Here is a 24,856-nt window from a genome sequence, read left to right as displayed (position 1 = left end):
GGGCCAGGGCGACAAGGTCGTTCGTCCGGTAGGGCGCTCCACCTTGTCACCCTGGCCCTGGTCTGCTCCACGGTGTGTGGGTCGGCGGCAGACGGGATGGCTTGGGCGGATGGTAGGAGCAGCGGTGACGGACGCCGTCTCTAGATCAAAGACAACTGTTGCTTGGCCGTACGCGCCTTGGCTAACAATTTCCGGATCTCCTCGCCAAGTCGTTTGCGAGTAGAGACGGGTATTCCGCCCTTGTCTAGGAGTAGCCGGTTCCCTGCGGGTGTGGACCCGTTGAAATCAAGGACGAAGACGGGGCGGCCTGTATCAAGGGCGCCCTGGCCGGCCGCGAGCGTTCCGCCCTTTTCTCCTGCCTCCACGACCACAAGCGCAAGCCCAAGGCCGTAAATCAGCCGGTTCCTTGTCATTGCGCCACCCGCCGACCATGGCTGCCGAGGCGCGAATTGCGAGAGAACTAGCACGTTCTCGCGGCGAAACAGCTCCCGGGGGAAGGTCTTCTTGATGCGGAAGCTGTCGAACCCCTCCGCAAGTACGATGATGGTCTTACCGCCTCCACGGAGAGCTGCTAGATGTGTTTCAGTATCTACGCCCTTGGCATACCCTGAGACTACGACTACGCCCTGCTCTTGGACCTCCTCACCACAAGCCAAGGCTGCTTTGAGGCCGAGCTCTGAAGCTCGCCGTGACCCACACATGCCGAGTCCTGGAATCTTGAGTAAGTCCAAGTTTCCCCAATAAAATAGGATTGGACTACTAGAGGCAAGTGGCCCCAGTTTCGCGGGGTAGTCATCGTCCCCGAATAGCAAGACGCCGATTCCCTTATCCGCCATCTCCGCAGCCTTGCGAACAATATCCTCTTGGTGCGAAGGGGGAAGTGTTTCGAATCGATCTCGCAGGCTAGCCCGACCCTCGGTGCGCAGGAGGGCAAAGATTTGAGACGGTGTCCTAGGGTTGATGAAGGCCGTGATGGCAAGCACCAGAGACTCGTTGTCAAGAACCCTAAGATCACTCATCTTAATTCCTCAGTGTCCTAACCGCTGCTAGACCATAGACATGGGTGGCGCCTGCATGGAGTGCGGCTAAAGCGGTTGCACGGAATGAGCCCCCGGAACGGTACACATCATCAATTATAATTGCTGGCCCAGCTAATGTCGAGCGAATGTGAAATTTTCCATCAAGGTCGGCGGATCCCGTTTCTTTGGCCGGAGGGCGCTCGCCTATCGTGCACTCAGTTACAACCAAGGTCTTTTCTAGTTCGGAGGCAACCCTTGCAGCGTATTTCTCTCCGAAGCTCTTGCCATCGTTCTTGTGCCCTGGGACTGTGATGACGGTGGTGGCCGAAGAGTACAAGGGGTGTATTGCTATCGCTTTAGCTGTGCCTGTTGCAAGTTGAGTAAGCGCCCTTCTTTGCGCAATAGGATTAAGCTTGTAATACTTGCCGCGATACACAAGCTCGCCCACGGTTGTATTCTTCCACTGGTTAGGCTCCACGCCGTCCTCTGGCTTCTTGTACCAGTCGAAGGCGACCGCAAAATCTAGACGTGGCGTCGCGGTGAGAGTCAGATACTTTTTAAGAAAGTCGAGCATCCCGGTAAGGGAGTCGGGAGGGCCGCTTTCGAAGAAGAAGCGGTGGCTCCACTCGCTTCTCCTGCCGGGAGGTACTTCTACACGTACAGACGAGGGGTAGGCCAGTGCCACCTGTGTAGCCACCTCCTCCGGGCCGCAGAGATCCACCCAACGGGCTGTCGTAGCCGCGTCCACGGGTTTACCCACCTCATAAGCCTTCAGTCGGTTCGCTCTGCTGTCGCTCTCGAAAGCTGGCCATATGAACATGTGAGGAACTCCTGCGTATGCGCCGTGAGGTATGAAAGCACGACGTTACGACAAGATCACCCTCGGTTGGGAGTCTGACTTACAACGACACGGGGCGGCCCTAGACGCGCTTGCCTCGCTGAACTTCAGATCCTGCAAAGCAGACTATCGAACGACAGTTCGAGCTGGAAGCCCTAAGTGATCGTTAGGGCAGGCGGCGTGGAGTGTTTCGGCAGGTGGAGCGCATGATCGATAACGCGGATAGCGGTCGATAACGGTTGCGCAAACTCGATCAACAGACTTGACCGGCAGGCTGGGAGTGGTGGGGGAAACAAATGAAAGTCGTATATGTGACAGATGCCTAGCGAAGTCAATTCGGATTAGAACGGGCGACTTTGCGAGGTGTTCATATTGCGAAAACCGCCCGAATGTCCGATTCTTGTGCTGGCGCGCGCCAGCCCAGGAGCTACATCCGGCGACCAGAGGCCGTAGGGGGATCGCATCGCCTGGAGCAACGGATCAAAAGGTGGCTGTACAGCCATCCGTACAGCCAAGCCCGCCGACCCACATGGTCCCCGGTCGACGGTGGGCGACACGGCGAGCAGGCCAGCGGCAGTCACCGACGCACGCAGACAGCAGTCTCGATCTTTGCAATGCGGAGGTTGTTGCCGGCCTGGCATCCTCGACCGAACGCGGGTCTTGCCTTCCTTGGCGGGAGTGGATAGACCGGACACCATGGCGGAAAAGAAGCTGGTGCAGACGACGAGCTACTGGTGGGTGAACCAGGGCAAGACCTACCAGCAGGAGCGCAAGGCCGGGATCCTCTGGGCGCCCAAGGCACAGGAGAATGGCATCCAGCCTGTGCACTGGCAGTCGATGCTTGACGTGCGGCCGGGGGACGTGATTCTCCACTACGCGAAGGGCATCCGTGCGCTCAGCGTGGTCGCTATCGCCGCAGTCGACGCACACCGGCCCGGTGACCTGCCGCAAGACACGTGGGACGATGACGGACGCATGATCCGAACCACCTACAGCGAGGCTGCGTACGCGGTTGGCTTGGACGAGTTGCAGCTTGATGAACGGCTGAGGGAGCCGAAGGCTGGGCCTTTCGATCGTGCGGGCAAGGTCAAGCAGGGCTACCTCTTTCCCCTGAGCAAGACGCTCGGGGAGGCGGTCATGGCGAGCTTCAGCGACCGGTTCCCAGCTTTGGGAGTCGCGGCCGGCAGCTATGTGCCAAGCGAAGCGCGGATGGAAGCGGTCGAGCTGCTCCGTGTGCTCATTGGCGTACCTCTGCTCACTGTCAAGGGGCAGACGAACAAGATCCTCGCGGTCCAGCCGCCTAACGTCATCGTTGCTACCGAAGCTTCACCCGCCGGGCAGCCGGTACCGATCGCGTGGGTCGAGAACGCGCTGCAACTTCTACGGACCGAGGGTTCAGTCACGATCCACCCCGACCAGATCGGTTACCGGAGCGCTTTCATCGGCGCCGTCCTACTTAAGTTGCCCTACGCACAGGCGACTGGCAGTCCTCCCGTTATCAGCTTCCAGGACGGCACCGCGGCTGAGCCAGACACCAGCCCACAGCCGCTGCCCGACAAGGACGCAACGGATCCCTTCACAGGGAGCCTTGAGAAGCCGTTTGCTGGGACCCAGCGAGGAGAACAACCAGCTCTCCGGCGCCGTCTGCTCGGCTCAATGTCCGAAGCTGAGTGCGCAATCTGTGGCGAGACCTACCCCGCACGCTTCCTCTGGGCAGCGCACATCAAGCCGCGGTCGGTCTGCACCGACACGGAACGCCGAGACCTGTCGCACGTGGGGATGCTCGCCTGTGTCCTCGGTTGCGACGCACTCTTCGAGACTGGCTACGTCAGCGTCAACGAGAACGGCCATGTCGTCACCAGCAGCTTCGAGCCAGAGCACAAGGCCATCGCGAGCAAACTCGTCGACCTCGAAGGGCGACCCGTCAGCGCCTACACGAAGGCCAGCTCGGCCTACTTCGCCTGGCACCTCTCGAACATGTTCCGCGGCTAACAGCGCTTGATCAACTAGTACAACGCCAGTACAGATGAGCGCCGCAAGCAGTGTGAAACGTCGAGAGGCGCTGACCGGTCGGAACGAGGTCGGAGCGTCGATCGGTCCGCTTCGACCCGATGCGAGCCAGGCTCGCGGCTTAGGGGTTCGAGTCCCCTGGGCTCCACTCATACACTCCAGCTTGGCGAACTCGCTTGATTTCGCCGGTTGCCTCCGGAACGAGGACAGTGGCGCTGTAGCCAGGTGACGAGCAGCTCGTCGAAGCCCGGTGCCCTTACGCCTGGCGTGTAGTGGCCGTTGCTCATCTGCGCCGGCCCTTCGCCTGCGTAGACGCGGATGTTGTGGTCGGCGCGGGGAAAGACGACGATCTCGTGGTCGTGATGGCCTGCGTCCCGCAGGATGCCGCTGATCGCCCGGACGCTGTCGTCCACCGGCACAAGCAGGTCGTCGGCACCGAAGATGGCCAGCAGCGGGCAGCGCAGGGCCGTAAGCGCGCGGGCCGGGTCATGGTCCGCGATCCCGGCGAGGAAAGCGATCGAACGGGGTGTCGTGCCGGCGAGCAGCGGATACCACGGGGCGTCGTGCCACTGCGCCTGCCCGGCGTGTACCCGTACCGGATCTTCGCCGGACCGGAGCCGGTGGATCTGGTCGTGGAGCAGCACCAACGCCTGTTGTACGTCGGTGTCGGTGAAACCCTCGGCGGGGAGCTGGTGGCGGAGCCGATACTCCTCCTGGGCGAGCACACTGACGCCCGGGCCCGACACGGTCACCACCGCCGCGACCGTGTCATCCATCGTTGCCGCCAGCGGGGCTACCCAGCCACCCTGGCTGCCGCCGACCAGGGCGATCGCATCGGGCCGTACGTCATCGCGGATTCGCAGCGCACGCACCGCGGCCACCGTTTCCTCGGCGCGGTCGGCAAGCGTCTGGCGGGTCCAGTCGCCGGTCGAGGCACCAGAACCAGGCTTGTCGTAGGCGAGGCTGGCGAAGCCGGCGGCGGCGAGTCGCGTGGGCCACGAGCCCAGGTCGCGCCCGCCCGGTCCGGACCCCTCCACGAAGACCACCGCAGGGTGGGGACCCGGCCAAGGCGGTCGGACCAGGTCGCCGACCAGCTTGTCTCCGTCGTGTTCGAATGACAGCTCCGTGGACACCGGCTCGAAGAACATGCCGACAAAGTAGTTGCCGTCATTGCCAGGCGACAGATCACGCCGATTGGCCGGGAGCGCGCGACATCGGGGCACCGCCGGGCCGGCAACCGGCGGCAGGCTAGCGTCGACGGTGTGAGCAACGGATCTCCCCGTCTCCTGTCCGCCGACAGCGGCCTTGCCGAGGCCGCGTCCGTCCTGCGTACCGGCGGGTTGGTGGCCTTTCCCACCGAGACCGTCTACGGCCTGGGTGCGAACGCGTTGGACGCGCGGGCGGCGGCCCGGATCTTCGAGGCGAAGGCGCGGCCGAGCTTCGATCCGCTGATCACCCATCTCGCCGACGCGGCCGACCTGGAGCCGCTGGTCGGGCCGGTGCCGGCGGCGGTGGCGGCGTTGGCGGCCCGGTTCTGGCCGGGGCCGCTGACGCTCATCGTGGACCGGCCGGCGGCGATCCCGCCGATCGTCACCTCCGGGCTGGACACGATGGCGGTCCGGGTACCGGACAACGATCACGCGCGGCGGCTGATCGCGGCGGCGGGCGTGCCGGTGGCCGCGCCGAGCGCCAACCGGTTCGGCCAGCTCAGCCCGACCCGCGCCGAGCACGTGGTACGCGGGTTGGGTGCCGCCGTGGACGTGGTGCTCGACGGCGGGCCGACCCGCTGCGGTATCGAGTCGACAATTGTGGACGCCCGCGGGGAGCGTCCGGTGGTGCTGCGTCTGGGCGCTCTGCCGGTCGAGGAACTGGAGAAGGTCACCGGCCCGGTGACGATCCGCCCGGGCAGCTCGGGGCAGCCGGTGGCGCCGGGCACCCTGGCCGCGCACTACGCCCCACGTACGCCATTGCGGTTGCTGGCCGTCGACGAGGCGGTGGCGGCCGGGTCGCCGCCGGGTGCCGGGGTGGCGCGGGGTTACCTGGCGTTCCGGGACCGGCCGGCGGACGGCTGGGCGGCGGTGGAGGTGCTTTCCGCCGCCGGGGACCTGACCGAGGCCGCGGCCCGGCTCTTTGACGCGCTGCATCGGCTGGACGCGGCCGGGGTGACCGAGATCGTCGCGGAGCCGGTGCCGGAGACGGGTGTCGGCCGGGCGGTCAACGACCGGCTCCGCCGGGCCGCCGCCACCTGGCAACCCGCCGGCTGACGCCACCTCCGGCTTGCCGCGGCTGGTCAGGACTCCTCCTGCTTCGCACCGCCTTTCTGCTCTGCCCCGTCGTCCTGCTCTGCCCCGTCGTCCTGCTCCGCGCCGTTGACCTGCGGTAGTCGGGCGACCAGTCGGGTGAGCGCGCCGTTGGCGAGGGTGGCGCCGACCGCCGAACCGGTGGCGATGGTCCAGCCCACCGGCCCGAGCGGGGTGCAGCCGAAGAACTGGCTCACCCCGGGGGTCTGCACCACCGCGGCCAGTACGCCGATCGACGCGGCGGTCGAGGCGAGCACGGACGGGCTGGTGCCGCCGGCCAGCACGGTCTGCCCGAGCTGCGTACCGACCAGGGAGACCAGGGCGACAGTGCCGGCGCGCTGCCGGCTGCCGGTGTAACGGGCCAGGGTCCAGCCGGCGGTCGCGCCGAGTGTGGTGGCGGCGGCACGCAGCCCGATCTCCCGGGTCATCGTCTCGCCGAGCGAGCTGTCGGGCCCCTCGCGGAGCAGACCGTCGGCGTGGTCGCCGCCGGGTGGCCGGACGGCGATGGCCAGCGCGGGTGCCATGTCGGTGAGCAGGTTGACCAGCAGCAGTTGGCGCCCGTTGAGCGCGGCCTGGCCGGTGGCGGCGGCGGTCAGCACGCTGAACGCGATCTCACCGAGGTTGCCACCGACCAGGATGCTCAGCGCATGGCGTACCGAGGACCACATCGCCCGGCCCTCGACCAGGGTGGCGATGATGGTCTCCAGCCGGTCGTCGGTGACCACCAGGTCGGCCGCGGCCCGGGCCGCCGGGGTGCCGCGTTGACCGAGGGCGATGCCCACGTCGGCCAGCCGGATGGCGGGCGCGTCGTTGGCACCGTCGCCGGTCATCGCGACGGTACGTCCGCATTTCTGTAGCGCCTGGATGATGCGGACCTTGTGCGCCGGGGTGCACCGGGCCACCACGTCAGTGGCGGCCAGTCGGGCGGCGAGGGCGTCGTCGTCGAGCTGGTCGAGTTCGGTGGCGGTGACCACCCGCTGCGTGTGATGGTCGCTGATGGTGGCGGCGATCGCCTCGGCCGTCGCCGGATGGTCTCCAGTGATCATGATGGTGTGCACGCCGGCCTGGCGGATCCGGCGCACGGCCGGCGCGGCGCTGGCGCGTACCCCGTCGGCGAGCGCCAGGAACCCGGTGAAGACCAGGCCGCGGACGTCCTCGTCGGCGATGTCCGGGTCGCCGAGCGTGCATTCGGCGACGGCGAGGATGCGGTGCCCCGCCCCGGCGCGCTCACCGAGCAGCCGTTGCAGCTCGGCGCGGCCCGCGTCGTCCAGCGGCTCGTCCCGCCCGGCAGTGCGGCGGGCGGCGCAGCGGGGCAGCACGCTCTCGGGCGCACCCTTCACGCTGAGCAGCGTCCGTTCCTGGGTCTCCCCGACGGTGGCGTGGTAGCCGCGGGACGGTTCGAACGGCATTCCGCCGACGGCCCGCCAGCCGGGTGCGCCGTCCTGCTCGGCCACCCCGGCGGTGGTGGCTCCGCGCAGCACCGCCCGGTCGGTCTGCATGGACAGTTCCTCCGGGTTATCGGCGGCCGGGGTGGCCCGCAGCGCCGCCGCCAGGGTCCGCCGAAGCCGCTCGTCGAGTTCTTCCACGGAGGCGTACCCGTCGGCGTCGCCCACTGCGGCCAGCAGCAGATGCCCCTCGGTGAGGGTGCCCGTCTTGTCGAAGCAGAGGACGTCGACCCGGCCGAGCGCCTCGATGGTGCGTGGGTTGCGGACCAGCGCGCCGTGCTCGGCCAGCCGCCGGGCGGCGGCCAACTGGGCGGCACTGACCAGGAACGGCAGCCCCTCGGGCACCGACGCGACGGCCAGGTTCGCCGCGGTCGCGGCCGTCTGCGCCAGGGGTACGCCGCGCAGCAGCCCGGCGCCGACCACCGCCACGGCCGACCCGGCGGCCAGCGGGATCGCGGTCTGGGTCAGCCGGCCCAACCGGGCCTCCACCCCGCTGGCCGGTGGTGCCTGCCGAGCCAGGGCGAGACTGCGACCGGCCTCGGTGTCGGCGCCGGTGGCCACGACCACGCCGACACCGCGTCCGGCGGCGATCGTGGTCCCCTCGTAGATCATCGACTGGCGTTCGGCCACCGCCGCGGCCACCACCGGTTGGTCGGTCTTGGCGACCGGCAGCGACTCGCCGGTCAGGGAGGACTCGTCGGCCTCCAGCCCGACGGATTCCAGCACCCGGCAGTCGGCGGGTACGGCATCGCCGGATTCGAGCACGATCACGTCGCCGGGTACCAGGTCGTCGGCGGGTACCACCCGTTCGGTGCCGGCCCGGCGTACCCGGGCGGTGACCGCCGAGCGGGACAGCAGTTCGGCCAGCGACCGCTCGGTGTTGCGCTGGTGCACCGCGCCGACCAGCGCGGACCCGGCGACCACCCCACCGACCAGGGCCGCGTCGACCAGCGAGCCGAAGCTGGCGGAGAGCACCGCCCCGGCGGCGAGGACCGGGGTGAGCGGGTTGGCCAGTTCGTCGACGAAGGCCCGCAGCAGCCCGCTCGGGCCGGATGTCTCGCCGGGCCCGGCGGCCTGCCGGCGCTCGGCTTCGGCCTCGGTCAGTCCGTCGCGTCCCGTGTCGAGCTGGTCGAGGACGGTCGGCACCGGCATCAGGTGCCAGGCGGTGATCGCGGGGGCGGGTGACTCGGTGCGCTCGGAAAGTCGGCCGGCCCGCCACACCCCGTGTGCGAAGGCCAGCGCCGCCGCGCCGTTGACCGAGGAGAGCGTGCGGCCGGGCAACTGGGCGGGGGCGGCGGTGAAGGCACCGAGCGCACCCAGGCCCGTGCCGGCCAGGCCGATGCGCAGGTTCTGCGCGGTCATCCGGCGGGCCACCCCGGCCGCTTCGATGATCAGCGCGACGACCCGCAGGTCCGTGCCGACCAGCAGGTGCGCCCCCCACGGTGGCAGCGCCTCCGGTTCGGCGAGGCCCAGCCCGCAGTCTGCGGCGGCCAGCGCCGCCCGGTCGGCGGAGACCAGCATCACCACCGCACCCTCGCGTTGCAGCCGGCGTACCGATTCGGCCAGCTGGTCACCGCCGGGCAGGAGCGCGTCGGCGGAGCCGTACCGTTGGGCGTCGCCGCCGGCCACGACGAGCCGCAATCCGGCCTTCCGGGCGACGGTCGGTAGGGTGTCGACGCCCGGTGCCGGCTCCGGCTCGACCCGCAGCACGGCCGCCAGGGCGTCGCCCTCAGCGAGGCCGAGCAGGTTGCCGCCGCGCTCGCGCAGCCGCCGGCTGTCGTCGGTGTCGCCGGGGTCGCGCGCGTCGAGCCGGTCCAGCGGGCCGAGCCGCCAGCCGTCTAGGTGACGTACCTCTTCCGGGGCCGCCGGCTCGAAGAGCGCGAACGCCCGCGCCGCGACCTGGGACGTGTCGGCGCCGGGCAGCGGGGCCAGGTCGGCCAGTACGCCCCGGTCGGAGCCGAGCACCCGGTCGTCCAGGACCAGCGTGTCGATCCGGTCGAGTTCCCGCAGCACGCTGCGGTCCATCGCGATGACGCCGCGCCGGGCGAGGATCCGGCCGAGCTGGGCGGCGTACCCTTCGCGCCCGCTGCCCGGCGCCTTGGGCAGCGCGGAGAGGCCCAGCGCGGCGGCTCGCTTCGGGCCGACGACCGGCGTCGCGGCGGCGACGGCCGCCGCTCCGCTGCCGAGCATCCGGGTGATGTACTGCTCGGCGGGGCCGTCCGGCTTGGGGCGGGGGCGTTCGTCGCGCGGCGTACGGGCGACGGCGCGGTCCGGATCACCGGTGAGTCGGGGTTCGGCCTTTTCCCAGGCATGCTGCTGGGCCAGGCCCTCACCCCACTGCACGATCCGTTGCGCCCCGTCGAGCACGATGCCCGTCCAGCCGCCGGTCAGACCCTGCACGACTGCCTCGGCGAGCGGGAAGAGGATGTCGGCGCGCGGGTCGGCGCGTAGTCCCCGGCCGGCAAGGGCGTGCAGCTTCGGGTGCAGGTCGATGGCGCTGAGCAGGCCGGACACCTCACCCGGGACCGGGGTGATGGGCAGGATCCGGGTGGCCGCGGAGATGGTCAGGCCGAGCGCGTCGGAGGCGAGGGCGCCGAGGGTACGTGCGGTACGCGGCCCCTCTTCGGGCGGGTGCGGCGGCGGAATCTCCGGGTCTGGCTCGTGCGGGCAGGTGCGTTCGGTGCGCGCGACGGTGGCGATGAGGTCGCGCAGCTTCGGTTCCGGCGTACCGACCGCCACGACCACCCGCCCGGACGGGGCGTTGACCCGGGCCCAGAGGACACCCGGAAGCCGCTCCAGCGCCGCCTCGACCTGGCGGGCCAGGACGTCCCCGCCGTTCTGGCAGACGCCGTGCACCTCGATGTGGTGTCGGCCCGGGCGGGACCACACCCGCCGGCTGGTCAGCCCGACCACCCGGGCCAGCCGGGTGGCGGCCGCGCCGACGGTATGGGAGGCGTCGCCCATCACCGGCGGTAGGGCGACCGGCGGCCGGAGGCGGCGGACGAGGCCGCCCAGGGACGTCATCGACGGGTACGACGGGTCGGGTGGTCGACCGGCTTCCCGCTGCCCCTGCCGTGCCGCATCTCGCCTCCTACCGTTCGTGCCCGGCGGCCTGGCTTCCCGGCGGCGCGTCCCTTATGCCCGCTCAGGCGAGGGAAGTTTCCTACCCGGGCGGGGCATGGACGGCCCCGGCGGTGGAATCCGGGGTGGGCGTCATCGTCAGAGGGGAGGCCGACATGAGCGCACTGACACGACAGCTCAGCGGTACGCACGAGACGCTGCGGGCGTTCACCCGCCGGATGGAGATTCCCGGGCTCGGCGAGGTGGCCGTGCCGCCGCCGGACAAGCTCGCCTACTACGCGGGGATCGGGGTGCTCGCCGCGCTTCAGGTGATCGAGTGGCCGCTGGCGCTGGTGATCACCGCTGGGCATCTACTGGCCGACCAGCACCTGTCCGGGCTGGCGAAGGGGGTCGGCGAGGCACTGGAGACCGCCTGAGGGTAAGCCGCGTCACCCTTGACCTCAAGGTGGGTTGAGGTCGCAGGCTGGGGCCATGCTGATCGACCCGCTCCGGTCCGGGGTCACCGTCCCCGGCCGCCGCCCGTGCCGCACGAGCTGTAGCGCGGGCGCTCGGTGACGGCCACCGTTCCGGCGACGGACCCGACCCGGGTGGATGCTCTCCTTGCGCCCAGGTTGCGGGCGATGACGGTGGGCAGCGTGGCGCTGGTCTCGTTGCTGGCGTTCGAGGCACTCGCGGTGGGCACCGCCATGCCGACCGTCGCCCGCAGCCTGGACGGGCTGTCTCTTTACGGGATCGCCTTCGGCGGCCCGTTCGCCGCAGGCGTGGTGGCGATGGTGCTCTCCGGCATCTGGTGCGACGCCCGGGGCCCGCGGGCAGCCATGTGGTCCGGCCTCGCCGGGTTCGTCGCCGGGTTGCTGCTCGCCGGTGGCGCGAACGCGATGGGCACGCTCGTCGTCGGTCGGATCGTGCAGGGCTTCGGCTCCGGCCTGCTGGCGGTCGCGCTGTACGTCATCGTCGCGCAGGCGTACCCGGAGCACCTGCACCGCCGCATCTTCGCCGCATTCGCCGCCGCCTGGGTCGTTCCGTCCCTGGTCGGGCCGGTGCTGGCCGGGCTGGTCGTGGAGCACTTCGGCTGGCGGTGGGTCTTCCTGGCGGTGCCGGTGGTGGCAGTGCCAGCGGTGTTGCTGATTCATCCGGGCCTGCGGTCGGTCGGCCCGGTCCGGCCGGCGGTCGGGGACGTGCACCGACCGGTCGGCGTGCTGGCTCGGATCGGTTGGGCCTGCGGGGCGGGGGTGAGCGCCGCACTGTTGCACATCGGGGGCCAGCAGCGCGGCGTCACCGCCGTGGTCCTGGTCGGGCTGGCTCTGGCCGGGCTCCTGGTCAGCGCCCCGCGCCTGCTGCCCGGCGGGTTCCTGCGGGCCGGGCGGGGTTTGCCCACCGTGGTCGGGCTGCGGGGCCTGGCCTCGGGCGCCTTCGTCGGTGCCGAGGTGGTGATCCCGTTGATGCTGTCCCGGGAGCGGGGGTTCTCGCCCACGGCGGCCGGTCTGGTGCTGACCACCGGCGCGGTCGCTTGGTCGCTCGGCTCGTGGTTGCAGGGACGGATCCGCGCGCCCCGGTCCCGGGCCACCCTGCCGAGGGCCGGGCTCGCCTGTATCACGGCCGGCACCGCGGTGGTGGGGGTTTCGGTCGTGCCGGCGGTGCCGGTCTGGGTGGGCGTGCTCGGCTGGGCGGCGGCCGGGCTCGGCATGGGACTGCTCTATCCGTCGCTGTCGGTGCTGACCCTGGAGCTGTCGGCCCCCGGCGAGCAGGGACGCAACAGTTCGTCGTTGCAGCTGTGCGACTCGCTCGCGGCGGCGACCGTGCTGGCGTTGACCGGTGCGGTGCTCGCCGCGGGGGCCGCGCCCGGCCCGGCCAGCTACGCGGGGACGCTCGTGGTGGCCGCCGGACTGGCGCTGCTCGGGGCGTTGCTCGCGGGTCGGGTGGTGCCTGGCCCGCGCCCGGCGCCGGGGTGAAAAGGTCGGCCCGACACGTACGGGCGAACGGCGGCAAGATGACACCCGCTCCCGTTCACGTTCGCCCTACCGTCGAGCCATGCTCACGATCGTCGCCACCGCCATCCTGTACGTCTGCGGGTTCGTCTTCCTCTACGGAGTGATCCGGCTCGCCGTCCGCCACGCCTTGGAGGACATCGAAATGCGCCGCGTCCAGGCCGAGCGGGTGGAGGAGATGGCTGCGGCCCGGGACCGGAACCTGCTGCAGAAGCACGGCTTTCTCTCCAACGGCTGATCCGTGACCCGATCGCCCCGGCTCGGTCGACTGTTGCCGGCCAACTGGGCCGACTGCTGGCGGTCACGCCCAGCACGGATGCGACGATCGCATCCGTGATGGGAACGTTGAAGACCGAGCCTGCCCGCACCCGATCCGACCTGCTGGCCCCGCCGGTGGCTGCCGCGCTGGCCCAGTGGCCCGCCGACGCCCCGGTCGACGTCGACTCGGTGCTGGTCGCGCCGATCGACGCGGACCTTGCCGACACCGCGGCGTTCTGTGCCGCGTACGAGGTGGGGCTGGACGAGTCGGCCAACTGTGTGGTGGTCGCCGGCAAACGTGAGGGCGTGGTCCGCTACGCGGCCTGCCTGGTGCTCGCCACCACCCGGGCCGACGTCAACGGGGTGGCCCGGCGGGCGCTGGACGTGCGTAAGGCGAGCTTCGCGCCGATGGCCGACGCGGTCGAGTTGACCGGCATGGAATACGGCGGGATCACCCCGATCGGTCTGCCACCGGAGTGGCCGATCCTGGTCGACGCGCGGGTGGTGGCCACGCCGTACGTGATCGTCGGTTCGGGCGTCCGGCACAGCAAGATCGCGCTCCCCGGGGCGGCGCTGGCCGCACTGCCGGGTGCGCGAGTGGTGGAAGACCTGGCCCGGCCGGCCTGACCGTCGATCGGCGTCGATCTGGTTGCACGTGAAACATCAGCGACGTCGATGAGCCGGCCGGCGGTCGACGGCGGGATCAGTCGCCGGTGGACTCGCGGCGGTCGACCTCGACCAGGGCGGCGAGCAGGGTGGCCGGTTCCTGGGCGCCGCTGACCGCGTACTTCCCGGCGAGCACGAAGGTGGGCACGCTGGTCACCCCGAGCTGCCGGGCGGCGGTCAGCTCGGCGGTCAGCTCGGCCACCCCCTCGTCGGAGTCGAGGAAGCGCCGTGCCTCGTCACCATCCAGCCCGACGCCGGCCGCGACTGCCGCGAGCGCGTCCCGGAAGCCGATGTCGACGCCGTCGCTGAAGTGGGCGCGGTGCAGGGCGTTGATGGTCTCGCCATCACGACCCCGCTCGCCGGCCCAGTTGATCAGCCGGTGTGCGTCGAAGGTGTTGGCCGCGATCGCCCGCTCGAAGTGGAGGTCCAGCCCGACGCTCGCGCCGACCTCGGTGACCTGGGCGGCCATCTGCTGAGCCCGCTCCGGCCCGCCGAACTTCGCGGCCAGCGCGTCGAGCAGCGGCACCGGCTCGGTCACCGGCGACGGGTCGAGCTGGAAGGGGCGGTGCCGGACGCTCACCTTGCCGTCGTACGACGCCAGGGCCTGCTCCAGCCGGCGCCGGCCGATCCAGCACCAGGGGCAGACCACGTCGGCGTAGATGTCGATCTCCATGACCGGAAACAACCCGCTGGTCAGCCGATCTGTTCCCGGACCTGCCGCTTGAGTCGGGCGAGGATGGCCGTGCCGCCGCGTACCCGCAGCGGGCTGATCGCCTGTGCCAGGCCCATCCGCTGGTAGAGGTCGTCCGGTACGGCGAGCACCTGCTCCGGGCTGGCGCCGGCCAGCCCCTCGGCGAGGATGCCGGCGAACGCCCGGGTGGTGGGCGCCTCCGGCGGGCAGTCGAACAGCGTGCGTACGGTGCCCTGCGGGGTCACCTCGGCGCGCAGGAAGAACGGCGTCTGGCACTCCGGCACCTGCTCCATGCCCTCGTGCCCGGTCTGCTCGGCCGGCAGCGGCGGTACGGCGTCGGAGTACTCCAGCAGCATTTCCAGCACCACGTCACGCGGGGCGGCGGCGAACTCGCCGACGATCTCGGCCAGCTTGCTCGGCATCTCGGGCATTCCGCCAGGCTACCGGCGCCGCCCGCTCACACCGTGGGCGACTGTTCGCTGATCTCGCTGAGGGCCGAGGTCGGGTCGAGCTGCATCGCCAGGTCGCCGAGGGAGACGATGCCGACCAGCTTGCGCTCGTTGTCGCAGACCAGGATCCGGCGGATGCCGCGCTCACGCATCAGCGACGCGGCCTCCCCGGCAGTGCAGAACTGCTCGATCATCACTACCTCCCGGGTGATGACCGAACCGATGGTGGTGGCGGTCGGGTCGGAGTTCTCCGCCACCGCGCGGATCACGATGTCGCGATCGGTCAAGATGCCGGCCAGGTTGGCGCCGTCGGTGACCACCACGTCGCCGATGTCGGCGTCGCGCATCACCCGGGCGGCCTCCTCGAGGGTGGTCTCCGCGGGCAGATAGATCACCTGCCTGGTCATCGCGTCAACGACCCGGTAGTCGGTCATCAGAGCCTCCAGACAAACCTGCCGATCGGGGTGCGGTACCCCGTCACGCGACGGCTACACCACGTTCCTGCCTACCGTGCCCAGCAGACGCTCCGCCACCGTTTCGAGAAGAAGTTCGGTGCGTTCTCCGTTCGCCCGGTCGCGTAGTTCGACGTACCCGTCGGTCAGGCGACGGCCGACCACGACGGTGCGCGGGATGCCGATCAGCTCGGCGTCGGTGAACTTCACCCCGGCGGAGACACCGGCGCGGTCGTCGACCAGCACCCGCAGGCCGGCGGCGGCCAGCCGGGCGCCGAGGTCGAGCGCAGCGTCCAGCTGCGGACCCTTGCCGGCGGCGACCAGGTGCACGTCACACGGCGCGACCGACTCGGGCCAGACCAGTCCCCGCTCATCGTGGTGCTGTTCGGCGATCGCGGCCACCGCCCGGGACACCCCGATGCCGTAGCAGCCCATGGTGGGGCGGATCGGCTTGCCCTGGGGCCCGAGCACGTCGACGGCGAAGGCGTCGGTGTAGCGGCGGCCGAGTTGGAAGATGTGCCCGATCTCGATGCCCCGGCGCATGGTCAGCCGGCCGGTGGCGCAGGCCGGGCAGGGGTCACCGGGGCGTACCTCGGCGGCCTCGACCGTGCCGTCGGGGGTGAAGTCCCGGCCGCAGACCACGTTGGTGGCGTGCCGGCCCGGCTCGTTAGCGCCGGTCAGCCAGGCCGTGCCCGGCACGATCCGGGGGTCGACCAGGTAGCGCACGGCGAGCTTGTCGAACACCTGCGGCCCGATGTACCCGCGGACCAGCTCGGGATGCTCGTCCCAGGCGTCGAAGACGTCCACGGTGGCCGGTGCCAGCGCGGCGGCCAGCCGCTTCAGGTCCACCTCGCGGTCGCCGGGCACCCCGACGACCAGCAGTTCGGCCGCCTCAACGCCCGGCCGACGGGCGGTCAGCACCACGTTCTTCAGGGTGTCGGCGGCCGTCCAGTCGTCCCGCCCGGCGAGCCGCCGTTCGTTGGCCAGCGCGACCAGGCTGGCGATGGTCGGCGTCTCCGGAGTGTCGTGCACCTCGGCGACCGGCTGTGCCTGCGGCTCGCCCTCGGGCGGGGCGGGCGTGGTGACCGCCTCGGTGTTGGCGGCGTAGTCACAGCCGGTGCAGCCCACGTAGGTGTCCTCGCCGACCGGCGTGGCGGCCAGGAACTCCTCCGACGCGGAGCCGCCCATCGCCCCCGACATCGCGTGCACCACCGTGTAGTCCAGGCCCAGCCGGTCGAAGATCCGCCGGTAGGCGTCCCGGTGCCGGCCGTACGCCGCCCGCAGGCCCGCCTCGTCCAGGTCGAAGGAGTACGCGTCCTTCATCAGGAACTCGCGCCCGCGCAGCAACCCGGCCCGGGGTCGGGCCTCGTCGCGGAACTTGGTCTGGACCTGGAACAGCGTCACCGGGAAGTCCCGGTACGAGCTGAACAGGTCCTTCACCAGCAGCGCGGCCAGCTCCTCGTGGGTGGGCGCGAGCAGGTGCTCGGCACCCCGCCGGTCCGCCAGGGTGAAGATGTCGTCGCCGTACTCCGTCCACCGGCCACTGGTTCGGTACGGCTCCGCCGGCAGCAGCGCCGGGAAGTGCACCTCCTGGTCACCGATCGCGGTCATCTCCGCCCGGACGATCTCGGTGACCCGGTCCAGCACCAGCTTGCCCAGCGGCAGCCAGGTATATCCGCCAGGCGCGGCCCGGCGGATATAACCGGCGCGCAGCAGCAGCCGGTGGCTCGGCACCTCCGCGTCGGCCGGGTCCTCGCGCAGGGTCCGGAGCAGCGTCGTCGACATGCGCAGCAGCATTGCCGCAGCGTACGACTGCGGGCTGGCGGCGGCGATCCCATTTGGCCGGGTGCCGCGCCGTTGCAGGTGGGCGGTGGGGAGCCTGGTCAGACGCCATCGGGGTCGCTCAGGCCGGCCCGGTGGGCGATGACGGCCAGCGCGGTCCGGTCGCGGGCGTCCAGCTTGGCCAGCAGCCGGCTGACGGTCATCATCCGGGGTTTCGCCGCGATCAGCAGCCTCTTCACCGGCGTCATCGTCGGTGTCGTCACCGGCCTTATCGCCTGGGGCCTGTCCCGTGTCCGTCCTTGATCGAACCTGCCAGCGCTATGGCTGCCCGAGCGACAGTTGGGCGACTGCCAACAGCGGATCTTGGTACGAAAGTGCCCCCGCTGGGGCGCGTTCGTACCAAGAACTACGCGAGGATGGGAGGCATGGTGCGTACGCCTCGTGGGTTGTTGTTGGACTTCGGGGGCGTGTTGGTGGATGCGCCGGGGTCACTGGCGGCGGCTCCTGAGATGGTCCGGCGGCTGGGTGCGGTGGTCGGCGGGGCGGTGCCGGAGGCGCGGATCGCGGCCGACCTGACCGAGGGGGCGCGGGCGTACTCGCGTTGGCGGGACGAGGTCAGCGGTGCGGCGGAGCCGGTCGAGCTGCCGCCCGCCCGGGTATGGGCCGACTTCGTCACCCACGACTGGCCCGAGACGGCCCGGGCCGCCGTCGAGCGGGAGGCGACCCCACTGGCGTACGCCTGGACCTGGCGTGCCGAGTGGGAGGTGCGCCCGGGAATCCCGGAGGCGCTACGGGCCGCCGCCGAGGCGGGGCTGCCGGTGGCCGTGGTCAGCAACACCCTCTGTGGTGCCGCCCATCGCGACTTCCTCGCCGCTGTCGGGCTGTCCGGGCTGTTCGTCGCCGAGTTCTACAGCGACGAGACCGGCCTCCGTAAGCCGAACCCACGGTTCGCGCAGTTGGCCGCCGAGGCTATCGGCGTACCGATCGAGGAGTGCTGGTTCGTCGGGGACAGCGTGCACCGGGACGTGGCCTGCGCCCGGCGGGCCGGCGTCGCGGCGGCCGTCCTCATGCGCTCGCCCCGCACCGACCGCGAAGAACCCCACCCCGAGCTGCGACCGGACGCCCGGATCGAGGACGGCCACGGCCTGCTCGCCCTGCTCAATGAGAGCCGGGAGACGTATCGGACGGGCTGACGGTACGCGGCGGTCCGCCGCATCCTAGCCCTGCGGAGACCTGCCGCCTTGTCCTTGCCTGAACCGCCGTCAGCGCCGGTCGCGGAGCCCTAGGTTTGCCTCGCCGCCCTGGGGCGTCCGGCCCCAGCGGTCGTCAACCCGCCGGAGCGGCTCGCCCCGGCCGGTCGGCCAGCCGGCAGATCGAGGTAGGGGGTAGTGGCTTGTTCGACGAGGTGAGGCAGGTCGACGCCGGAGTCCTGAACGTCGGGTACGTCGACGGCGGCCCGGCCGACGGGCCGGTCGTGCTCCTCCTGCACGGGTGGCCGTACGACATCCACAGCTTCGCCGACGCGGTGCCGCTGCTGACGGCGGCCGGCCACCGGGTGCTGGTGCCGTACCTGCGGGGCCACGGCACGACCCGGTTCCGGTCTGCCGAGGCGGTGCGCAACGGCGAACCGGCGGCGATGGGCGTCGACGCCGTCGCGTTTCTGGACGCCCTGGACGTGGGCACGGCGACACTGGCCGGGTTCGACTGGGGTGCCCGGACGGCCGACGTGGTGGCCGCCCTCTGGCCCGAGCGCTGCCGGGGACTGGTCTCGGTGAGCGGCTATCTGATCGACGGGCAGGAGTCGGGCAAGGCGCCCCTGCCGCCGAAGGCCGAGTACGCCTGGTGGTACCAGTTCTACTTCGCCACGGAGCGTGGTCGACAGGGCTATGCGAGAAACACGCACGACTTCGCCCGGCTGATCTGGCGGACGGCCTCTCCGAAGTGGAACTTCGACGACGCCACCTTCGAACGCAGCGCCGCCGCGCTGGACAACCCGGATCACGTCGACATCGTGATCCACAATTACCGGTGGCGGCTGGGCCTCGCGTCGGGTGAGCCGCAGTACCAGGAGCTGGAGAATCAGCTGGCCAAGAAACCGAGCATCACGGTGCCCACCATCACCTTGGAAGGGGACGCCAACGGGGCACCGCACCTGGAACCGGCGGTCTACGCCAAGCAGTTCACCGGCCCGTACGAGCACCGCACCATCAGCGGCGGCATCGGGCACAACCTGCCGCAGGAGGCACCGCAGGCGTTCGCCGATGCGGTGATGCAGGTCGGGACCCTACAGACAAGCGGCTGATCGCCCGAGCGAGAACTGTCGACCAGGTCAACTGTTGACCATCTATATTCGGCTCCACCGATCAATGAGTGGACGGGAGCCACGCATGCGCAGCACGCACAGGAGCATCGTCATCGGTGCCTTGGGTGCCATCCTCGTCGTCGGCGGCGCCATTAGCGCCGCAGCGGCAACCACCCCACAAGCCGCACCGACGGGCGTCGTGCCGTCGCAGATCACCGTTGCGCCAACCGCCCCGACGTCGACCGCGACCCCGACTGCCACGCCAACCGCCACGCCAAAGCCGACCGAGGCACCGACCGAGCAGCAGATCAAGGATCTCTTCAAGCAGTGGAATGACGCACTCGCCACCCGCGACCCGAAGAAGGTGGCGGACCGGTACGCGCCGGACGCCGTGCTGCTCCCGACCGTGTCGAACAAGGTCCGTACCGACCGCGACGGGATCATCGACTACTTCACGCACTTCCTTGAGTCACGGCCGTCCGGCACGATCAAGGAGTCGAAGATCAAGATTCTTGGCCCGACCGCGGCCATCGACACGGGCGTCTACGTGTTCACGCTGACCAAGGACGGGGTGGAGTCGAAGGTCGAAGCCCGCTACACGTTCGTCTACGAGCTGCGGGACGGGAAGTGGCTGATCGTCAACCACCACTCCTCGGCCATGCCGGAGAAGTAGGCGCCTCGCCCGTTGTCAGCCCCGTTTGGCGTACTCGATGAAGGTGCGCCAGGCGGGCGCGGCGAAGGTGAGCATCGGGCCAGTGGCGTCCTTGCTGTCGCGTACGCCGATCACGCCGGGCAGGTTGTCGGCGACCTCAACGCACTCGCCGCTGGCGCTGCGGCTGGACTTGCGCCAGGTCGCGCCGGTCAGATCGTCCACGACTCCATCACTTCCTTCATCAGCAGCTCGGACTGCCCCTTGGGAAGGGCGACGCTACGGATGCCCTCCCATCTCGCCAGCAGCGTAGCCATTTCCTCGTTGTTGTCGATGGTTGTGCCACCGACATGGTTCTCCAGGTGCCCGAGCCAGTCGCCCTCGACGCCGCAGGCCAGGGTGAGCGGGCCGGCATGACCGACGTGCACGCTCACCTCGGCCGGGATGACGTGCACCAGCACGCCGCCGCGCTTCACGCAATCGAGCAGGTGGGCGATCTGCTGGGTCATGATGCCCCGGAAGCTCTCGTCGGCCCGGCGCAGCGTGGTTTCCTCGATCACCGCGACCAGCATCGGCGGGTCCGGCCGGGCCAGGATCGCCTGCCGGTCCATCCGGACGGCCAGCCGCCGCTCCACCTCGTCGTCGCTGAGCAGGTCGTCGGCGCGGATCACCGCGCGGGCGTAGTGCTCGGTCTGGAGCAGGCCGGGAATCAGCGTCGGGTGGTAGCAGCGCAACTGCCGGGCGGCGCGCTCGGCGTCCAGCCAGGGCCGCAGCCAGCTCGGCTGGCCGTGCAACTCGGCGATCCGCAGCAGCCCCAGCAGCAGGCCGTCGCTCTCCAGCACCTCGTCGGCCCGCTTGAGGAAGAGCCGGTCGAACGGGCGCTGCCCCAGCTCGATGGCGGAGATCTGCGAGCCGGAGAAGTGCACCAGTTTGCCGAACTCCTCCTGACTCAGCTCGGCGGACAGCCGCAGCCGGCGCAACTGTGCCCGGATCAGTTCGGCGGTCGGCTCGGATTCCACAGTGCCTCCACGATCTGTCGGCTGCTCGGGCAGGCTTCCCGGCCCGGCGATGGCGTCGCCACGTCCGGTGTCGATGCCTTCCGACGGTAGTCGCGCCATCACCAAACTGTCACGCAGCGGTCCTGCTCCCATCCATCGGGGACGGGGTGGGCCTGCGCCGGGGCCGTCCCGCCTTCCCCCGTGCTGGGACGGCCCCTCCCTCGGCCACGGAAGTCCTGACCCCCGCTACCACCGGAGGTGGAGATGCCCGCGAACCAGTTCCCCGTGCCGCGTCGGGTCGGGCCCGCGAACCAGCCCAGGGCCTACCCGCTGAACGGCCCGCAGCACCTCCCACTGCGTCCGCTCTGGATGTGCCGGGCATGCGGGCAGCCGTGGCCCTGCGCCGAGGCTCGGCTGCTGCTCCGGGTCGAGTACGACGACCGCTGGCTCGACCTGGCCATCTACCTGTCCGGGCTGTACCACGAGGCGACCCACGATCTGTTCCGGCTGGACCCGGAGGGCGGCCCGACGCCCCGCGAGCTGTTTCAGCGGTTCGTCGCCTGGGGTCCGTACCGCCGCCCGGCGATCGACCTGCCGCCAGCCTGCACCGGCCGCTGCCGCAGGAGCTGAGGCGAGTGCCGAAGCTCCGGAACGGGGTGGCTCGGGGGGTGACACCGCGCGTGTGGGAGGTATCGCCGTCGACGGCGTTATGCGTGCGGCAGTCGGTTTCGGCGCCGGGCGAGGAGCAGCATGATGCCGCCGCCCGCCACCATGGCGAGACCGGCTCCGGCGATCAGCCCGATCTGCGGCCCGGTGATCGGCAAGCTACCCCCACCACCGCTGCTGCCGTCGTCCCCGTCGTCCCCGCCACTGTCGCTTTTGCGTTTGGCGACCACGACGGCGAACCCGTCCTGGTTGTCGCTGGCATCCACATCGGCCGCCGGTACGGCGACGGCGTTCGCCGGCAGTTCGGTACGCATCGGGCCGGATTGGGTGTCGATCCGCTCGGTCAAGCCCTCGACCTGCACAGTTCCGCCTGCCAATGTGACGGGGGCCCGGGTGGCGGCCGACACCGTCACCAGATTGTGCAGCTCGACAGCGGAGTGAATGCTGTCATTCGGGTCGGTGTCCTGACCGGCCGGTACGAGCGCGAGGGCATCGTAGGCGCAAACCGCCGACCGTCCGTCGTCGTCGATTGCACACTCCTGCGGCGGCTGGGTGAACGTCACGCCGGCGGGCAGGCGCAGCGTGACGTTGACGCCGCTGACCGCTTTCCGGCCCTGGTTGACGACCCGGTACCGCACCGCACCCGTCGCACCCGGGTGCAAAGTCCCGGTGGGTTCGAGCCTGCCGCCCGCGCCGACGCGCACCGCCTGCTTCACGTCCGGCGCCAACACCAGCAGATCAGCTTCGGGATCGTCGACCAACTTGAGCGTGAACCACTCGCTGGCGGTGACCCGCTTTTCGTGCTCGCCCCAGGTCATGCTCACTTCGATCATGAACTTGCCTTCGAACGGCTCCTGCCTCTCGCGGTTGTGAACATCAATGGGGATGTCCACCGTCCCGCCGGGTGCCGGCAGCAACTCCGGAAACACGACCGTGGTGGCACCGCAGTACCAACTTGCGGAGTCGCCGTCGCACTCGCCGGAGGCGCCGCGCTCCGCCCATTCGACTGTGACTCTCTCGTCCCATTCCGGCCCGAAGGAGTGGACCCTGAACTCGATCGCGGTCGGGGTCTCGTCGGTCAGATTGGTCAATCTCAGGTGGACCCTCTTTTTTGGGACCCCTAACGAAACCGTCGTACCGGTCAGATCAAAGGTGAACTTCGCATCCGTGTCCACCGCGGAGGCGGGACTGGCGGGGGTAGCCATGCCGGCAAGGAGGAGCAGCGCGGCGGCGACTGTCCGAGACAGCCATCGATGACCAACAGCCACAGCAGGACCCTTCAGGTGAGCCGATAGTGTGATTGAGGACACACTATTCGCCGGTGGCTCGCAGCGGTACTACCGCCGGCCCGGAGCGCGCCACCCGCCCGGCCGGGAACGAGATCATTGCGCTCGAGGTGTGGATGACCTCCGACACGTTCCCGCCTACGGGACAGACCGGTGACCCCGCACGGTGCCAGACTTCCGAATGTTAAGAAGGGGCCCCTTTACTACCGCAGGCGTTAAGAAGGGGCCCTTCCTTACCTGGATCCCGGAGGAGTGAGCAGTGCGCTGGCGCAGTTATGTCGCGGTCGGGGACAGCTTCACCGAGGGCCTGGACGACGCCTACCCGGACGGCAGTTTCCGGGGCTGGGCGGATCTGGTCGCCACCCGGCTCGCCGCCGACGCCGGCCCCGACTTCCGGTACGCGAACCTGGCCATCCGGGGCCGCACCTTCCCGAACGTCGTGTCCGAGCAGGTGCCGGCCGCCCTGACGATGAAGCCTGACCTGGTCAGCTTCGCCGCCGGAGGCAACGACGTGCTGCGCCGTACCTTCGAGCCGGAAACGTTGGTCGACCGCTTCGACGAGGTGGTGGGCCGGTTGCGCGCGGACGGGGCCGACGTGGTGCTGTTCCGGTTCGCCGACGTGATGGCGCGGCTGCCCGGGCAGCGGCTGATCGCGCCCCGGGTCGCCCTGCTCAACCGGGCCGTCGGCGAGACCGCCGAGCGGCACGGCGCGATCCTGGTCGACCTGTACGCCGACGACACCTACCTCAACCCGATGCTGTGGAGCACCGACCGGCTGCACCTCTCGCCGGCCGGGCACCGCCGGGTCGCCGGCCAGGTGCTCACCGCGCTGGGCGTCGGCTGCGACGAGGATTGGCTGCTGGTGCCGCCGAACCCGGAGCCGACCCCGTGGCTGGCCGCCCGCACCGCCGACCTGCGCTGGGCCGGCCAGCACCTGGCCCCCTGGATCAAGCGCCGCCTCACCGGCCGCTCCTCCGGCGACACCCTCGCCCCCAAACGCCCCACCCTCACCCCCCTGACCGACTGAGCAACCCCACCCGGCTCAGTAGGAGAGGTGGGTCCAGGAGCGTTCGACGCCCGGGCCGGTACCGAGGATCGTGCTGGTCGAGGTGACCACGGTGACGGTGTCGTCGGGAAGAACGTGGACGGAGGCGGGGATCCACCCCGACCGGGGTGTGTCGAGTGGGTGGAAGTATCGGTAATTGATCCAGAAGCTCACGAAGCCCTCGGCGTCGGTCAGGACCAGCGTCTCGCCGTTCGTCGCGGCCACCGATTTCGTGTCGGGAGGTAGGCCGAGCGGTATCTGCCATCCGTCGCCGACCAGCTGCCAGATCTGTCTCATGGCGGCCCCGTTGTACGTGCCCTCGCCGATGCCCTCCAGCCAGGTGTCGCGGCCGTCCGGGGAGACCAGCAGGCGCTCGGCGCGCTTCACGGCAGGCAGCTTTCGCCAGGTGGCCGCCCCGTCGGCGCTGACCACCACGGTCAGCCGGTCGCCCTCCCGTACGGCCAGCCAGAGCCGGCCGTCGCCGCTCTCGATGAGCTGTCGGTCGCTGTTTCCGGGCAGCGTCACCGGTGGCTGGCTCGGGACCACCGAGTCGACCCGGGCGAGTTCCAGCCGGGAACACGGCGGATCGGCCACGCCGTTGCCGCCCGGGCACTGGAGCAGGAAGCCGCTGCGGGTGGCCACGCCGAGCCGGGTGGCCGGCGGCGGAGCGGCGGCTGGGTGCTCGGTGAAGGAGACACCCCCGTCGGTGGTGACGAGGTACCCGCCGGACACCACGACGGTCACCGTCCGGTCGTCGACCGGCAGCAGGTAGACCGGCCCGCTCAGGTTCGCCGCGGCCGGCAGGGCCGTGAGCTGCCAGTTCTCGCCACGGTCGACGGTACGCGCGAGATCGCGCCAGCAGTCCGTCCGGCCGCTGTCTTCGTCCGGTCCGCAGGTGTCGAAGAGCGCCCAGCCGTGCCAGGAGTCGACG

The 24,856-nt window shown here is 70.2% G+C and carries 24 protein-coding genes; 11 read left to right on the top strand and 13 right to left on the bottom strand.

Annotated elements, in window-relative coordinates; translation table 11 throughout:
* Positions 1-140 precede the first annotated feature (140 nt).
* Entirely contained in the window at positions 141-1,019 is an 879-nt protein-coding gene (locus AB0M52_RS09685) for a DNA-processing protein DprA (protein ID WP_363951233.1), read from the bottom strand.
* 1 nt (position 1,020) lies between these two features.
* Positions 1,021-1,839, bottom strand: a complete 819-nt coding sequence (locus tag AB0M52_RS09680; protein WP_363951231.1) for a phosphoribosyltransferase — start codon at positions 1,837-1,839, stop codon at positions 1,021-1,023.
* Between the two features lie 714 nt (positions 1,840-2,553).
* Between AB0M52_RS09680 and AB0M52_RS09675 the strand changes: the two genes are divergently transcribed.
* Positions 2,554-3,849: a hypothetical protein gene (locus tag AB0M52_RS09675; RefSeq protein ID WP_363951229.1), complete on the top strand. Its 1,296-nt coding sequence runs from the start codon at positions 2,554-2,556 to the stop codon at positions 3,847-3,849.
* Between the two features lie 167 nt (positions 3,850-4,016).
* On the opposite strand, the gene AB0M52_RS09670 is transcribed toward AB0M52_RS09675, so the two are convergent.
* Positions 4,017-5,015: an alpha/beta fold hydrolase gene (locus AB0M52_RS09670; RefSeq protein ID WP_363951227.1), complete on the bottom strand. Its 999-nt coding sequence runs from the start codon at positions 5,013-5,015 to the stop codon at positions 4,017-4,019.
* A 138-nt stretch (positions 5,016-5,153) separates the two neighbouring features.
* Between AB0M52_RS09670 and AB0M52_RS09665 the strand changes: the two genes are divergently transcribed.
* Positions 5,154-6,131 (top strand): L-threonylcarbamoyladenylate synthase, encoded by a 978-nt coding sequence (locus AB0M52_RS09665; RefSeq protein WP_363951240.1) that lies wholly within the window; start codon positions 5,154-5,156, stop codon positions 6,129-6,131.
* A 26-nt stretch (positions 6,132-6,157) separates the two neighbouring features.
* On the opposite strand, the gene AB0M52_RS09660 is transcribed toward AB0M52_RS09665, so the two are convergent.
* Positions 6,158-10,636 carry an HAD-IC family P-type ATPase gene (locus AB0M52_RS09660; protein ID WP_363951225.1) on the bottom strand — a complete coding sequence of 1,493 codons (4,479 nt, stop codon included), beginning with the start codon at positions 10,634-10,636 and terminating at the stop codon, positions 6,158-6,160.
* 212 nt (positions 10,637-10,848) lie between these two features.
* Here AB0M52_RS09660 and AB0M52_RS09655 point away from each other — a divergent pair, with 212 nt between their 5' ends.
* From AB0M52_RS09655 to AB0M52_RS09640, 4 genes are all read left to right on the top strand, one after another.
* The gene (locus AB0M52_RS09655; protein WP_363951223.1) at positions 10,849-11,109 is read left to right on the top strand and encodes a hypothetical protein; all 261 of its coding nucleotides are present in this window, start codon (positions 10,849-10,851) and stop codon (positions 11,107-11,109) included.
* 204 nt (positions 11,110-11,313) lie between these two features.
* Entirely contained in the window at positions 11,314-12,645 is a 1,332-nt protein-coding gene (locus AB0M52_RS09650) for an MFS transporter (protein WP_363951221.1), read from the top strand.
* A gap of 79 nt (positions 12,646-12,724) precedes the next feature.
* Positions 12,725-12,919, top strand: a complete 195-nt coding sequence (locus tag AB0M52_RS09645) for a hypothetical protein (protein ID WP_363951218.1) — start codon at positions 12,725-12,727, stop codon at positions 12,917-12,919.
* A gap of 98 nt (positions 12,920-13,017) precedes the next feature.
* A complete protein-coding gene (locus AB0M52_RS09640) occupies positions 13,018-13,566 on the top strand; it encodes a YbaK/EbsC family protein (RefSeq protein ID WP_363951237.1) in 549 nt (182 codons plus the stop codon).
* Positions 13,567-13,642: 76 nt separating this feature from the next.
* Here the strand turns inward: AB0M52_RS09640 and AB0M52_RS09635 are convergent, their stop codons facing one another.
* The 5 genes from AB0M52_RS09635 to AB0M52_RS09615 all read right to left on the bottom strand — a co-directional run bounded on the left by AB0M52_RS09635 (position 13,643) and on the right by AB0M52_RS09615 (position 17,218).
* Positions 13,643-14,278, bottom strand: coding sequence for a DsbA family oxidoreductase (locus AB0M52_RS09635; protein WP_363951215.1), 636 nt, complete (start codon positions 14,276-14,278; stop codon positions 13,643-13,645).
* A gap of 20 nt (positions 14,279-14,298) precedes the next feature.
* Positions 14,299-14,727: a SufE family protein gene (locus AB0M52_RS09630; protein WP_111217579.1), complete on the bottom strand. Its 429-nt coding sequence runs from the start codon at positions 14,725-14,727 to the stop codon at positions 14,299-14,301.
* Positions 14,728-14,753: 26 nt separating this feature from the next.
* On the bottom strand, positions 14,754-15,179 hold the full coding sequence (locus AB0M52_RS09625) for a CBS domain-containing protein (protein WP_111217577.1): 426 nt from the start codon (positions 15,177-15,179) through the stop codon (positions 14,754-14,756).
* Between the two features lie 54 nt (positions 15,180-15,233).
* Positions 15,234-16,994, bottom strand: a complete 1,761-nt coding sequence (locus AB0M52_RS09620) for a proline--tRNA ligase (RefSeq protein ID WP_363951211.1) — start codon at positions 16,992-16,994, stop codon at positions 15,234-15,236.
* A gap of 86 nt (positions 16,995-17,080) precedes the next feature.
* The gene (locus AB0M52_RS09615; protein ID WP_363951209.1) at positions 17,081-17,218 is read right to left on the bottom strand and encodes a hypothetical protein; all 138 of its coding nucleotides are present in this window, start codon (positions 17,216-17,218) and stop codon (positions 17,081-17,083) included.
* A gap of 177 nt (positions 17,219-17,395) precedes the next feature.
* On the opposite strand from AB0M52_RS09615, the gene AB0M52_RS09610 reads away from it, so the two are divergent.
* The 3 genes from AB0M52_RS09610 (at position 17,396) to AB0M52_RS09600 (ending at position 19,954) form a co-directional block, all read left to right on the top strand.
* Positions 17,396-18,172, top strand: coding sequence for an HAD family hydrolase (locus AB0M52_RS09610; protein ID WP_363951206.1), 777 nt, complete (start codon positions 17,396-17,398; stop codon positions 18,170-18,172).
* A 200-nt stretch (positions 18,173-18,372) separates the two neighbouring features.
* Positions 18,373-19,281, top strand: a complete 909-nt coding sequence (locus AB0M52_RS09605; protein ID WP_363951203.1) for an alpha/beta hydrolase — start codon at positions 18,373-18,375, stop codon at positions 19,279-19,281.
* An 85-nt stretch (positions 19,282-19,366) separates the two neighbouring features.
* Positions 19,367-19,954, top strand: a complete 588-nt coding sequence (locus tag AB0M52_RS09600; protein ID WP_363951200.1) for an SgcJ/EcaC family oxidoreductase — start codon at positions 19,367-19,369, stop codon at positions 19,952-19,954.
* Between the two features lie 15 nt (positions 19,955-19,969).
* Here the strand turns inward: AB0M52_RS09600 and AB0M52_RS09595 are convergent, their stop codons facing one another.
* Positions 19,970-20,155 (bottom strand): DUF397 domain-containing protein, encoded by a 186-nt coding sequence (locus AB0M52_RS09595; protein WP_363951197.1) that lies wholly within the window; start codon positions 20,153-20,155, stop codon positions 19,970-19,972.
* On the bottom strand, positions 20,143-20,949 hold the full coding sequence (locus AB0M52_RS09590) for a helix-turn-helix transcriptional regulator (protein ID WP_363951235.1): 807 nt from the start codon (positions 20,947-20,949) through the stop codon (positions 20,143-20,145). Before AB0M52_RS09590 ends, AB0M52_RS09595 begins: the two co-directional genes overlap by 13 nt.
* Before the next feature lie 243 nt (positions 20,950-21,192).
* On the opposite strand from AB0M52_RS09590, the gene AB0M52_RS09585 reads away from it, so the two are divergent.
* Complete coding sequence (locus tag AB0M52_RS09585) at positions 21,193-21,558, top strand: hypothetical protein (RefSeq protein ID WP_363951194.1); 366 nt, start codon at positions 21,193-21,195, stop codon at positions 21,556-21,558.
* A 77-nt stretch (positions 21,559-21,635) separates the two neighbouring features.
* Here the strand turns inward: AB0M52_RS09585 and AB0M52_RS09580 are convergent, their stop codons facing one another.
* Entirely contained in the window at positions 21,636-22,685 is a 1,050-nt protein-coding gene (locus AB0M52_RS09580) for a hypothetical protein (RefSeq protein ID WP_363951191.1), read from the bottom strand.
* A gap of 454 nt (positions 22,686-23,139) precedes the next feature.
* Between AB0M52_RS09580 and AB0M52_RS09575 the strand changes: the two genes are divergently transcribed.
* Entirely contained in the window at positions 23,140-23,907 is a 768-nt protein-coding gene (locus tag AB0M52_RS09575; protein WP_363951186.1) for an SGNH/GDSL hydrolase family protein, read from the top strand.
* Positions 23,908-23,922: 15 nt separating this feature from the next.
* Here the strand turns inward: AB0M52_RS09575 and AB0M52_RS09570 are convergent.
* Positions 23,923-24,856, bottom strand: a 934-nt coding sequence (locus tag AB0M52_RS09570) for a hypothetical protein (protein WP_363951183.1), incomplete at its 5' end; no start/stop codon positions are given.

It is taken from the genome of Micromonospora sp. NPDC051296, from assembly GCF_040682255.1.
Classification (GTDB): Bacteria; Actinomycetota; Actinomycetes; order Mycobacteriales; family Micromonosporaceae; genus Micromonospora; species Micromonospora craterilacus.
Note: the sequence above shows the minus strand (reverse complement) of the source record. Positions and strands in the feature narration are given on the sequence as shown.